Below are 12,058 nucleotides of genomic sequence, written 5' to 3'. Positions count from 1 at the left end.
CCCGGTGCCCGCGGCTCAGTGCCCGGTGGACCCGCCGTTGTCCCGGCGGTCGAGGGCGCGCTGGAGGGCGGCCGCGGCGTTCTTGCGGTCGGAGTCGGCGCTACGGGAGAGGTGGCGGACTCGGCGGCGGACGGTCGTCTCGGCCATGGGAATCGACTCCTTCTGCACTAAGGGGAGCGCGGAGAGCGAGCGGTACGGAGAGACGCCGGAAGGGGCGGGGAGCACGGTGCCGCAGGGGTTGCCTGCGCGGGGCCCGGCTCACGACCGCCATCCGCTCGATCGAGCGGTACGTTCGGCTCCTACAAAGCTAAGGGAGTGCGGAGCGCCTGTCTCCACAATTACTCGGACTTCCTACTATCTGAGACGGCACCTTCGGCCACGCCTCCCCGAACAGCGAAAACGCCCGGGGGGCCAGGTCGGTCGACCTGGCCCCCCGGGCGTCGCTCACAGGGCGTCAGCCCATGTGCGGGTACGTGTAGTCGGTCGGTGCGACCAGCGTCTCCTTGATGGCGCGGGTCAGCGTCCAGCGCATCAGGTTCTGCGGGGCGCCGGCCTTGTCGTTGGTGCCGGAGGCGCGGCCGCCGCCGAAGGGCTGCTGGCCGACCACGGCGCCGGTCGACTTGTCGTTGATGTAGAAGTTGCCCGCCGCGTAGCGCAGCTTCTCCATCGTGTACGCCGCCGCCGCGCGGTCGTTGGAGATGACCGAGCCGGTGAGGGCGTAGTCGGAGACGGACTCCATCTGGGTGAGCATCGCGTCGTACGCGCCGTCCACGCTGTCGTCGTAGACGTGCACGGCGAGGAACGGGCCGAAGTACTCGGTGCGGAAGACCTCGTTCTCCGGGTCGGTGCACTCGACGACGGTCGGGCGGACGAAGTAGCCGACCGAGTCGTCGTAGGAGCCGCCCGCGACGATCGTGCAGGTCTCGTCCTCCTTGGCCCGGTCGATGGCGGCCTTGTTCTTGGCGAAGGACCGCTCGTCGATGACCGCGCCGACGAAGTTCGACAGGTCGGTGACGTCACCCATGGTGAGGTAGTCGACCTCGGCGGCGAACTCCTCCTTGAAGCCGTCGTTCCAGATGGACGCCGGGAGGTACGCGCGGGAGGTGGCGCTGCACTTCTGGCCCTGGTACTCGAAGGCACCGCGGGTCAGGGCGGTCTTGAGGACGGCGCGGTCGGCGCTCGGGTGGGCGACGAGGAAGTCCTTGCCGCCGGTCTCGCCGACCAGGCGCGGGTAGGTGCGGTACTTCTCGATGTTGTTGCCGACCGTCTTCCACAGGTGCTGGAAGGTCTTGGTCGAACCCGTGAAGTGGATGCCCGCGAGGTCGCGGTGCTCCAGGGCGACCTCGGAGACCGCGATGCCGTCGCCGGTGACCAGGTTGATGACGCCCTTGGGCAGCCCGGCCTCCTCCAGGAGCTGCATCAGCAGCACGGCGGCGTGGGTCTGCGTCGGGGACGGCTTCCAGACCACCACGTTGCCCATGAGGGCGGGGGCGGTGGGCAGGTTGGCGGCGATCGCGCTGAAGTTGAACGGGGTGATCGCGTAGACGAAGCCCTCCAGCGGGCGGTGGTCCATGCGGTTCCACACGCCCTGGGAGTTGGCCGGGGGCTGCTCGGCCAGGATGTCGCGGGCGTAGTGGACGTTGAAGCGCCAGAAGTCGATCAGCTCGCAGGGGCTGTCGATCTCGGCCTGCTGGGCCGTCTTGGACTGGCCCAGCATCGTGGAGGCGGCGATGGTCTCGCGCCACGGGCCGGACAGCAGCTCGGCGGCGCGCAGGATGATCGCCGCGCGGTCGTCGAAGGACATCGCGCGCCACGCGGGGGCCGCGGCCAGGGCGGCGTCGATCGCGTCCTGGGCGTCCTGCTGGGTGGCGTTGGCGTAGGTGCCCAGGCGGGACTTGTGGTTGTGCGGCTGCACGACGTCGAAGCGCTCACCGCCGCCCATCCGCTTGACGCCGCCGATCGTGCAGGGCAGGTCGACCGGGTTGTCGGCCAGCTCCTTGAGCTTGACCTCCAGACGGGCACGCTCGGGCGAACCGGGGGCGTAGCCGTGCACCGGCTCGTTGACGGGGGTGGGGACCTGGGTCACAGCGTCCATGGTTTCCGTTACTCCTTACTGAGCGGTCTTGCGAGCGGGTGCGGGCTCAGCCCTTGCTGACCATCGAGCGGGCGAAGAACCGGAGGTTCGCCGGCTTCTCCGCCAGACGGCGCATGAAGTAGCCGTACCAGTCGGTGCCGTAGGCGGTGTAGACGCGCATGCGGTGGCCCTCGGCGGCCAGCCGCAGGTGCTCGTCGCCGCGGATGCCGTACAGCATCTGGAACTCGTACTCGTCGAGCTTGCGCCCGGCGGTGCGGGCCAGCTCCTGGGCGATGGTGATCAGGCGCGGGTCGTGGGACCCGATCATCGGGTAGCCCTCGCCCTGCATCAGCGTGCGCAGGATGCGGACGTACGCCTTGTCGATCTCGTGGCGCTGCTGGTAGGCGACCTCGGCGGGCTCCTTGTAGGCGCCCTTCACCAACCGTACGCGAGAGCCGCTGTCGGCGAGGCGGCGCGCGTCGGCCTCGGTGCGGAAGAGGTAGGCCTGAATGACGCAGCCGGTCTGCGGGACGTCCTTCCGCAGCTCGTCGTGGATGGCGAACATCGAGTCGAGGGTGGTGTGGTCCTCGGCGTCGAGGGTGACCGTGGTGCCGATCTCGGCGGCGGCCTCGACGACCGGGCGGACGTTCTTCAGGGCCAGCTCGTGGCCGCCGTCCAGCGCCTGGCCGAACATCGAGAGCTTCACCGACATCTCGGCGCGGGTGCCGAGGTCCAGCGGCTTGAGGCGGTCGATCAGCTCCAGGTAGGCGTCCCGGGCGGCCTCGGCCTGCTCGGGGGTCGTGATGTCCTCGCCGACGACGTCCATCGTCAGTTCCAGGCCCTGGTCGGTCAGGTCACGGATGATCGGCACGATCTCGTCGACCGTCTCGCCGGGGATGAACCGGTCGACGACCGGCTTGGTCACGGGCGCGGCCGAGACCAGCCGGCGCATCCGGTCGCTGCGCGACGCGGCGAGAATCACGGGACCCAGCACGGGGCACCTCCACTTACCAACCAACACGGGGCCGCGGCCCGGTGAACGGGAGACGGCACGGAGAACCACCGTGAAATCTAAGGATCCCCCCGATCGTCGGCCATCGACAGCTGTCACGCATCCGTGCCGCGGATCTCAGACATGTGTATGAAGGCGACGCGGGAATGGGGCAGAATGCCCGGGTGACGACGGATTCGAAGGGTGACTACCAGGAGCTGGTGGACGAGATCTCCGAGCTGCTCGGCGCACCGGCGACCCTGGAGAACCGCGACTTCGAGCTGATCGCCTTCGGCGCCTACGACAGCGAGGGCGACCTCGACCCCTCCGACCTGGACCCGGTGCGCACCCGCTCGATCCTCACCCGGCGCTCCACCGCGGCCGTGCGCGCCTGGTTCGAGGGCTTCGGCATCACCCGCGCCACCGGGCCGGTCCGCATCCCGCCCACTCCGGAGGCCGGGGTGTACCGGGGGCGCACCTGCCTGCCGGTGCGCCATCGGGGGGTGGTCCTCGGCTATGTGTGGCTGCTCGACACCGAGCCCGGTCCGACGGAACGGCAGCTGACCGCGGCCATGGCGGTGACCGCCCGGATCGGGGCGCTGCTCGCCGACGAGGCGCAGCACGGCGCGGACCTGAGCCGGGAGCTGCGGGCGGTGCTGACCGCCGAGCGGGACTGGCAGCGGGACATGGCGGTCGCCGAACTGCGCACCGCCCTCGGCCCCCGCGCGGACACCCCGCACGCGGTGGTCTGCGTGGCGCCCTGGCCCTCCGCCGGTCCCGAGGACGCGCCCTCGGTCCGCACGGTGCCCGGCGCGACGGCGCTGTGCACGGTGGCGGGGGGCGGCGCGGGCGAGTCCCTGGCGCTGCTGGTGCGGCTGCGCTCGGTGGACCTGCCGGCCCCGGCGGCGTCGGCGGCGGCCCGGCTGCTGGAGCGGGCGGGCGGCACCGGCGGCATCGCGGCCGGGGTCTCCGCCCCGCGCCCGGGGCTGGCCGAACTGCCGGCGGCCTGGGGGGAGGCGTCGGCCGCGGCGCGGGCCGCGCGGGCGGAGAGCCGCTTCGGGCCGGTCGCGCAGTGGACGTCCATCGGAGCGTTCCGCCTGCTCACCGCGCTGCCCCCGCAGGCCGCCCACGACACCGCCCTGCGGGTGCTCCTCTCCCCCGCCCACCGGGAGCTGGCCCGCACCGCGGAGGTCTATCTCGACTGCGCGGGCCAGGCCGGCCGGGCCGCCGCCGAGCTGGGCATCCACCGCCAGACGCTGTACTACCGGCTCTCCCGTGTCGAGCAGCTCGCCGGCCTGGACCTGGACGACGGCGAGGACCGGCTGCTGCTGCACATGGCGCTCAAGGCGCGGCGTCTGTAGCGGCCTCCATCACCCGGCGCAGTCCGGCGGCGAGCACCGCGCCGTCGGGGGCCGACTCCGGGTCGAAGGTCCACTGGGCGATCAGGCCCGTCATCAGGGTCACGTAGAACATGCCGAGGGTGTCCGCGGCGTCGTCGGTCACGTCCTCCTCCCGGCCGCCCATCAGCAGCGGGATCAGCCCGCGCCCGGCCTCGCGCTGCGCCGCCGCCAGCTGGGCGCGGACCTCCGGGAGCCGGTCGCCGAGCACGACGACCTCCATGCTGAGCCGCCACACCGAGCCCGGCTCCTTCATGGTGCCGGCGATGTTCGACCACACCCGCTCGAACCGTTCGAGGGAACCTGGCGGGGTGCCCTCCAGGCCTCCGTCGCCCTCGAAGGCGTCGCCCATGTCCTCCACCAGCGCGACGTACGCCTGCGCGAGCAGCGCGTCCTTCGACCCGTAGTGGTAGCCGATGGAGGCCAGGTTGGTCCCCGACTCCCTGACGATGTCGCGGGCGGTCGTGCGCACGAAGCCCTGGTCGAGCAGGCAGCGCTTGGCGCCCTCCAGCAGATCCTCACGGTGTCCCATGGCCACACCCTACCCGGCGAGATATACATCCGTCTTATACAATCGTTCTAGACACGCGTATAAGACGTGCGTACAGTCCTCGCCATGACACCGAACCCGACCCGGGCCGGCCGCCGCGAGTGGACCGCCCTGACCGTGCTGATGCTTCCGCTGCTGCTGGTCTCGATGGACGTCTCGGTCCTCTACTTCGCGATCCCCGAGATCAGCGCGGACCTGGACCCGAGCGGCACCCAGCAGCTGTGGATCTTCGACATCTACGGCTTCGTCCTGGCCGGCCTGCTGATGACGATGGGAGCGGTGGGCGACCGCTTCGGCCGCCGCCGGCTGCTCCTGCTGGGCGCGGCGGCCTTCGGTGCCGCCTCCCTGCTGGCCGCCTACGCGCACACCGCCGAGACGCTGATCGCCGCCCGCGCGATCCTCGGCATCGGCGGCGCCACCCTGATGCCGTCGACGATGGCGCTGGTCCGCACGATGTTCACCGACCCCTCCCAGCGGGCCAAGGCGATCGGGCTGTGGTCCGGCGTGATGACGGCCGGGATCGCGCTCGGCTCGGTGCTGAGCGGCGTCCTCGTCGAGCACTTCTGGTGGGGCTCGGTCTTCCTGGTCAACCTGCCGGCGATGGCCCTGCTGCTGGTCCTCGGCCCGCTGCTGCTCCCGGAGTCCCGCAACCCCTCACCGGGCCGCTTCGACCTGCTGAGCGTCCCGCTGTCGATGGCGGCCGTGCTGCCCGTGGTCTACGGCCTGAAGGAACTGCCCTCCGAGGGCTGGAACGTCCGCTACATCGTCTCGATCACCGTCGGCCTGCTGTTCGCCGCGCTGTTCGTGCACCGCCAGCGCACGGCGGCGTCGCCGATGATCCCGCCGGCGCTCTTCCGCGGCCACGGCTTCACCCCGGCGCTGGTCCTCAACACCCTGTCCGCCTTCGGGATGATGGGCTCCGCCTACTTCACCACCCAGTACCTCCAGTCGGTCCTGGGCAAGAGCGCACTGGAGGCCGCGCTGTGGAGCCTGCTGCCGTCGGTGCTCATCGGCGTCGCCGCGCCGGTCGCCGCCCAGCTGGTCCAGCGGGGGGTGGAGCGCGCGTACGTCGTGACGGCCGGCTTCGGCACGGCGGCCGCCGGCTACGGGCTGCTGGCCCTGTCCGGCACCGACTCGCTCTGGCTGGTGCTGGCCGCCTGCGGCGTCCTGGCCGCCGGCATCGTCGTCGTGATGTCCCAGCTCACCGATCTGGCGCTGAGTTCGGCCCCGGTGGAGAGGGCGGGCTCGGCCTCCTCGCTGCTGGAGACCGGCACCGAGTTCGGCGGCGCGATGGGGATGGCGGCCCTCGGCTCCATCGGCACCGCGCTCTACCGCCACGGCATGCCGTCGGACGCGCCCGAACCGGCGCGGGAGACCCTCGGCGGCGCGCTGGCCGTCGCCGCCGAACTGCCGGGGCGCGCGGGAGACGCCCTGGCACTGGCGGCGCGCGAGGCGTTCACCGACGGGATGCGGGGGGCCTCGGTCGCGGCGGCGCTGCTGCTCCTCGGCGCGGCGGGACTGGCCGCGCTGGGCCTGCGGCACATCCGGGTGCGACCGCAAGTGGACACGGAAAACGCCGGACAGGCTGATCGGCTCAGCCCGTCCGGCGTGTGAGGACGCGGTCGCTCAGACCAGGTTCACCGACCGGGCGGACGTCGCGCCGATCTCCGCCGCGACCTCGGCCAGCACCCCGGAGGGCACCGTGTCGTCCACGGTGAGCACGGCCAGCGCCTCGCCGCCGACCGTCGCGCGGGCCACCTGCATGCCGGCGATGTTGATGCCGGCCTCGCCGATGACGCGGCCGACGGTGCCGACGACGCCGGGACGGTCCTCGTAGCGCAGGACGACCATGTGGTCGGCGAGGGCGAGGTCCACGTCGTACTCGCCGACGGCGACGATCTTCTGGAGGTGCTTCGGGCCGGCCAGCGTGCCGGAGACCGACACCTCCTCGCCGTCCGCGAGGGTGCCGCGCACGGTGACCACGTTGCGGTGCTCCGGGGACTCCGAGCTGGTGGTCAGGCGGACCTCGACGCCGCGCTCCTGGGCGAACAGCGGCGCGTTGACGTACGACACCGTCTCGTCGACGACGTCCTCGAAGACACCCTTGAGCGCGGACAGCTCCAGCACCTTCACGTCGTGCTGGGTGATCTCGCCGTAGACCTCGACGTCCAGGCGGACGGCGACCTCGCCGGCGAGCGCCGTGAAGATGCGGCCGAGGCGCTCGGCGAGCGGCAGGCCCGGCTTGACGTCCTCTGCGATGACGCCGCCCTGGACGTTGACCGCGTCGGGGACCAGCTCGCCGGCGAGGGCGAGGCGCACCGACTTGGCGACGGCGATGCCGGCCTTCTCCTGGGCCTCGTCGGTGGAGGCGCCGAGGTGCGGGGTGGCGACGACCTGGTCGAACTCGAACAGCGGGGAGTCCGTGCACGGCTCCTTCGCGTACACGTCGAGGCCGGCGCCCGCGACGCGGCCCTCCTTGAGCGCCGAGTACAGCGCCTCCTCGTCGACGATGCCGCCGCGCGCGGCGTTGACGATGCGGACGCTGGGCTTGACCCTGCGCAGCGCCTCGTCGCCGATCAGGCCGAGGGTCTCGGGGGTCTTGGGGAGGTGCACGGTGATGAAGTCGGAGACCTCGAGCAGCTCGTCCAGCGACAGGACCTTGACGCCCATCTGCGCGGCCCGCGCGGGCTGCACGTAGGGGTCGTAGGCGACGACCTTCATGCCGAAGGCCGACATGCGCTGCGCGACGAGGGCGCCGATGCGGCCGAGGCCGACGACACCGAGGGTCTTCTCCGCCAGCTCGACGCCGGTGTACTTGCTGCGCTTCCACTCGCCGTTCTTCAGCGCGGCGTTGGCCTGCGGGATGTTGCGGGCGGTGGCGACGATCAGGCCGCAGGCCAGCTCGGCGGCGGTCACGATGTTGGAGGTCGGCGCGTTGACGACCATCACGCCGGCCTTGGTGGCGGCGGAGACGTCGACGTTGTCCAGGCCGACGCCGGCTCGCGCGACGACCTTGAGCTTCTTGGCGGCGGCGATGGCCTCGGCGTCGACCTTGGTGGCGGAGCGGACCAGGATCGCGTCCACGTCGGCGATGGCGGGGAGCAGTTCGGCCCGGTCCGCGCCGTTGCACTGGCGGATCTCGAAGTCGGGGCCGAGCGCGTCCACGGTCGCGGGCGACAGCTCTTCGGCGATGAGTACGACAGGTTTCGAGCTCACGTGAGTCCTCACAAGTCCAATGCGGACGGCCGTCCCGACGGCCGCATTCGGTGTCGCTGAGCCGCGTGGAAGACGCACGACGCTGTGGGCCTGACGCGTATGTGTTGAGCAGTCTAGTGGCGTGGCGGACGTCGTCCCGCGCCTCTGCGGAAGGATCACCCGTCCGTGGCTGGACGGGTTGGACAACGCCGTGCACCCGACGTTACCCCGGGTTCGCCGAAGGGGCCGGAGCGGCGTCGCTCCGGCCCCCGGCGGTGAGGGTTACGCCTCTTCGTCGACCCAGCTCATGAGCTTGCGCAGCTCCTTGCCGGTGGTCTCCAGCAGGTGCTCGGAGTCCTGCTTCTTGTACTCGTTGTACTTCTTCAGACCGCCGTGGTACTCGTCCATCCAGTTCTTGGCGAAGGTGCCGTCCTGGATCTCGGCGAGGACCTTCTTCATCTCGGCCTTGGTGGCGTCGGTGATGATCCGCGGGCCGGTGACGTAGTCGCCCCACTCGGCGGTCTCGGAGATCGACCAGCGCATCTTCTCCAGGCCGCCCTCGTACATGAGGTCCACGATCAGCTTCAGCTCGTGCAGGCACTCGAAGTAGGCGATCTCCGGCTGGTAGCCGGCCTCGGTCAGGGTCTCGAAGCCCGCCTTGACCAGCGCGGCCGTACCACCGCAGAGGACGGCCTGCTCGCCGAAGAGGTCGGTCTCGGTCTCCTCGGTGAAGGTCGTCTTGATGACGCCGGCGCGGGTGCCGCCGATGCCCTTGGCGTACGACAGGGCCAGCGCGAAGGCGTCGCCCGTGGCGTCCTGCTCGACGGCGGCGATGCAGGGGACGCCGCGGCCCTCCTCGTACTGACGGCGCACCAGGTGGCCCGGGCCCTTCGGGGCGACCATGCAGACGTCCACGCCGGCCGGGGGCTTGATGAAGCCGTAGCGGATGTTGAGGCCGTGGCCGAAGAACAGCGCGTCGCCGTCCTTCAGGTTGTCCTTGATGTGCTTCTCGTAGACCTCGGCCTGGATCGGGTCCGGGACGAGGATCATGATGACGTCGCCCTCGGCGGCGGCCTCGGACGGGCTCACCACGCGCAGGCCCTGCTCCTCGGCCTTGGCCTTGGACTTCGAGCCCTCGTGCAGACCGACGCGCACGTCGACGCCGGAGTCGCGCAGCGACAGGGCGTGGGCGTGGCCCTGGCTGCCGTACCCGATGACCGCGACCTTGCGGCCCTGGATGATGGACAGGTCGGCGTCGGCGTCGTAGAACAGCTCGGCCACTGGGTTCTCTCCTTGTGTGCAGGTGTTGCGTCCCACCGTATGCCGGTGGGGGGAAGGGAAGTTTCGGGGTCTCGGAATGCGGGCGGCCGGTCGTCGGGCCGGCCGCCCGGCTCCGGGGTCACGCGGACCGGTCGAGTGCGCGCAGCGAGCGGTCCGTGATCGAACGGGCGCCGCGGCCGATGGCGATCGTGCCGGACTGGACGAGTTCCTTGATGCCGTACGGTTCCAGCATCCTGAGCATGGCGGTCAGCTTGTCGCTGCTGCCGGTGGCCTCGATGGTGACGGCCTCCGGGGAGACGTCGACGGTCTTGGCGCGGAACAACTGGACGATCTCCACGATCTGGGAGCGCGTCTCGTTGTCGGAGCGCACCTTCACCAGAACGAGTTCACGCTGGACGGCCTGGCCGGGTTCCAGCTCGACGATCTTGAGCACGTTGACCAGCTTGTTGAGCTGCTTGGTCACCTGCTCCAGCGGGAACTCGTCGACGCTCACCACGATGGTGATCCGGGAGATGTCGGCGTGCTCGGTGACGCCCACCGCGAGCGAGTCGATGTTGAAGCCGCGGCGGGAGAAGAGGGCGGCGATCCGGGCGAGGATGCCCGGGGTGTTCTCCACCAGGACGGAGAGCGTGTGCTTGGACATGGTCTGCTTCCTCTGCTTGAAAGTCCCGACGGCTCTCAGTCGTCTTCGTTGTCGCCGAAGTCCGGGCGGACGTCCCGGGCGGCCATGATCTCGTCGTTGGAGGTGCCGGCGGCGACCATCGGCCAGACCATCGCGTCCTCGTGGACGATGAAGTCCACGACCACGGGGCGGTCGTTGATGGAGTTCGCCTCCTCGATGACCTTGTCGAGGTCGGCGGGGTCCTCGCAGCGGATCGCGTAGCAGCCCATGGCCTCCGACAGCTTGACGAAGTCGGGGACGCGGGTGCCGCGGGCGTCCGGGTTGACGTCCTCGGGGCCGGAGTGCAGGACCGTGTTCGAGTACCGCTGGTTGTAGAAGAGCGTCTGCCACTGGCGGACCATCCCGAGGGCGCCGTTGTTGATGACGGCGACCTTGATCGGGATGTTGTTCAGGGCGCAGGTGGTCAGTTCCTGGTTGGTCATCTGGAAGCAGCCGTCGCCGTCGATCGCCCAGACCGCGCTGCCGGGCATGCCGGCCTTGGCGCCCATGGCGGCCGGGACCGCGTACCCCATCGTCCCGGCACCGCCGGAGTTCAGCCAGGTGGCGGGCTTCTCGTACTGGACGAAGTGCGCGGCCCACATCTGGTGCTGGCCGACGCCGGCCGCGAAGATCGTGCCCTCGGGCGCGAGCTGCCCGATGCGCTCGATGACCTGCTGCGGGGAGAGCGAACCGTCCTCGGGCTGGTCGTAGCCGAGGGGGTAGGTGTCGCGCCAGCGGGACAGGTCCTTCCACCAGGCGGTGTAGTCGCCCTTGTTGCCCTCGTCGTGCTCCTTCTGGACGGCCTGCACGAGGTCGGCGATGACCTCGCGGGCGTCCCCGACGATCGGGACGTCGGCGGCGCGGTTCTTGCCGATCTCCGCCGGGTCGATGTCGGCGTGGACGATCTTGGCGTACGGGGCGAAGCTGTCCAGCTTGCCGGTGACGCGGTCGTCGAAGCGGGCGCCGAGGGCGACGATCAGGTCGGCCTTCTGCAGCGCGGTGACGGCGGTGACCGCACCGTGCATGCCCGGCATTCCCACGTGCAGCGGGTGGCTGTCGGGGAACGCGCCGAGCGCCATCAGGGTGGTGGTGACGGGCGCTCCGGTGAGTTCGGCGAGGATCCTCAGCTCGGCGGTGGCCTGCGCCTTGAGCACGCCGCCGCCGACGTAGAGCACGGGGCGCTTCGCGGCGGAGATGAGCTTGGCGGCCTCGCGGATCTGCTTGGCGTGCGGCTTGGTGACCGGGCGGTAGCCGGGCAGGTCGGTGGCCGGCGGCCAGGAGAAGGTGGTCCGCGTCTGGAGGATGTCCTTGGGGATGTCGACCAGGACCGGTCCCGGGCGGCCGGTGGAGGCGATGTGGAACGCCTCCGCGATGGTCTTCGGGATGTCCTCGGCCCGGGTCACCAGGAAGCTGTGCTTGGTGATCGGCATCGTGATGCCGACGATGTCCGCCTCCTGGAAGGCGTCGGTGCCGATGGCCTTGGAGACGACCTGGCCGGTGATCGCGACCAGCGGCACCGAGTCCATGTTGGCGTCGGCGATCGGCGTCACCAGGTTGGTGGCTCCGGGTCCTGAGGTGGCCATGCAGACGCCGACCTTGCCGGTGGCCTGGGCGTATCCGGTGGCCGCGTGGCCCGCGCCCTGCTCGTGACGGACCAGCACGTGGCGCACCCGGCTGGAGTCCATCATCGGGTCGTAGGCGGGAAGGATCGTGCCGCCGGGGATGCCGAATACGGTGTCGACCCCGACCTCCTCAAGCGAGCGGATGAGGGACTTCGCACCCGTGACGGACTCGGGGGCGGACTGCTGTCCTCCGGAACGGGGCCGCGGCTGCGGGTGATGGGCCCCGGTGGCCTGCTCGGTCATCGGCATTCTCTTCTCGATGCTGAGGGTTTTTGCGAGGTTTCGTG

Annotated in this window: 10 protein-coding genes; 2 read left to right on the top strand and 8 right to left on the bottom strand. The window is 70.7% G+C overall.

All coding sequences use genetic code 11. From position 1 onward, the window contains the following. Positions 1-15 precede the first annotated feature (15 nt). The 3 genes from IE108_RS35140 to IE108_RS24095 all read right to left on the bottom strand — a co-directional run bounded on the left by IE108_RS35140 (position 16) and on the right by IE108_RS24095 (position 3,068). The gene (locus tag IE108_RS35140; RefSeq protein ID WP_107420291.1) at positions 16-147 is read right to left on the bottom strand and encodes a hypothetical protein; all 132 of its coding nucleotides are present in this window, start codon (positions 145-147) and stop codon (positions 16-18) included. A gap of 307 nt (positions 148-454) precedes the next feature. Then, the gene (gene pruA / locus IE108_RS24100) at positions 455-2,095 is read right to left on the bottom strand and encodes an L-glutamate gamma-semialdehyde dehydrogenase (protein ID WP_064729982.1); all 1,641 of its coding nucleotides are present in this window, start codon (positions 2,093-2,095) and stop codon (positions 455-457) included. Positions 2,096-2,141: 46 nt separating this feature from the next. After that, positions 2,142-3,068, bottom strand: coding sequence for a proline dehydrogenase family protein (locus IE108_RS24095; protein ID WP_064729981.1), 927 nt, complete (start codon positions 3,066-3,068; stop codon positions 2,142-2,144). 164 nt (positions 3,069-3,232) lie between these two features. Between IE108_RS24095 and IE108_RS24090 the strand changes: the two genes are divergently transcribed. Further along, positions 3,233-4,426 (top strand): PucR family transcriptional regulator, encoded by a 1,194-nt coding sequence (locus IE108_RS24090; RefSeq protein ID WP_064729980.1) that lies wholly within the window; start codon positions 3,233-3,235, stop codon positions 4,424-4,426. Here IE108_RS24090 and IE108_RS24085 read toward each other — a convergent pair. Beyond that, complete coding sequence (locus IE108_RS24085) at positions 4,407-4,994, bottom strand: TetR/AcrR family transcriptional regulator (protein ID WP_064729979.1); 588 nt, start codon at positions 4,992-4,994, stop codon at positions 4,407-4,409. The two genes, IE108_RS24090 and IE108_RS24085, sit on opposite strands and share 20 nt — an antisense overlap. Before the next feature lie 84 nt (positions 4,995-5,078). Between IE108_RS24085 and IE108_RS24080 the strand changes: the two genes are divergently transcribed. Further along, a complete protein-coding gene (locus IE108_RS24080; RefSeq protein ID WP_064729978.1) occupies positions 5,079-6,626 on the top strand; it encodes an MFS transporter in 1,548 nt (515 codons plus the stop codon). A gap of 12 nt (positions 6,627-6,638) precedes the next feature. On the opposite strand, the gene serA is transcribed toward IE108_RS24080, so the two are convergent. The 4 genes from serA to IE108_RS24060 all read right to left on the bottom strand — a co-directional run bounded on the left by serA (position 6,639) and on the right by IE108_RS24060 (position 12,014). Next, entirely contained in the window at positions 6,639-8,228 is a 1,590-nt protein-coding gene (gene serA, locus IE108_RS24075) for a phosphoglycerate dehydrogenase (protein WP_064729977.1), read from the bottom strand. Between the two features lie 261 nt (positions 8,229-8,489). Beyond that, positions 8,490-9,488 (bottom strand): ketol-acid reductoisomerase, encoded by a 999-nt coding sequence (gene ilvC, locus IE108_RS24070; RefSeq protein WP_064729976.1) that lies wholly within the window; start codon positions 9,486-9,488, stop codon positions 8,490-8,492. A gap of 118 nt (positions 9,489-9,606) precedes the next feature. Continuing rightward, the gene (gene ilvN / locus IE108_RS24065) at positions 9,607-10,131 is read right to left on the bottom strand and encodes an acetolactate synthase small subunit (RefSeq protein WP_064729975.1); all 525 of its coding nucleotides are present in this window, start codon (positions 10,129-10,131) and stop codon (positions 9,607-9,609) included. A gap of 35 nt (positions 10,132-10,166) precedes the next feature. Continuing rightward, a complete protein-coding gene (locus IE108_RS24060; RefSeq protein ID WP_107420487.1) occupies positions 10,167-12,014 on the bottom strand; it encodes an acetolactate synthase large subunit in 1,848 nt (615 codons plus the stop codon). Between the last annotated feature and the right edge of the window lie 44 nt (positions 12,015-12,058).

Origin of the sequence: Streptomyces parvulus, assembly GCF_014648855.1 — a bacterium.
GTDB classification, from domain to species: Bacteria; Actinomycetota; Actinomycetes; order Streptomycetales; family Streptomycetaceae; genus Streptomyces; species Streptomyces parvulus.
Note: the sequence above shows the minus strand (reverse complement) of the source record. Positions and strands in the feature narration are given on the sequence as shown.

What these genes read in the sequence shown, in the direction of transcription:
- pruA (WP_064729982.1), bottom strand. Translation starts at nt 2,095, where the DNA reads ATGGACGCTGTGACCCAGGTCCCCACCCCCGTCAACGAGCCGGTGCAC.
- IE108_RS35140 (WP_107420291.1), bottom strand. Translation starts at nt 147, where the DNA reads ATGGCCGAGACGACCGTCCGCCGCCGAGTCCGCCACCTCTCCCGTAGC.
- IE108_RS24090 (WP_064729980.1), top strand. Translation starts at nt 3,233, where the DNA reads ATGGGGCAGAATGCCCGGGTGACGACGGATTCGAAGGGTGACTACCAG.
- IE108_RS24085 (WP_064729979.1), bottom strand. Translation starts at nt 4,994, where the DNA reads ATGGGACACCGTGAGGATCTGCTGGAGGGCGCCAAGCGCTGCCTGCTC.
- ilvN (WP_064729975.1), bottom strand. Translation starts at nt 10,131, where the DNA reads ATGTCCAAGCACACGCTCTCCGTCCTGGTGGAGAACACCCCGGGCATC.
- IE108_RS24060 (WP_107420487.1), bottom strand. Translation starts at nt 12,014, where the DNA reads ATGACCGAGCAGGCCACCGGGGCCCATCACCCGCAGCCGCGGCCCCGT.
- IE108_RS24080 (WP_064729978.1), top strand. Translation starts at nt 5,079, where the DNA reads ATGACACCGAACCCGACCCGGGCCGGCCGCCGCGAGTGGACCGCCCTG.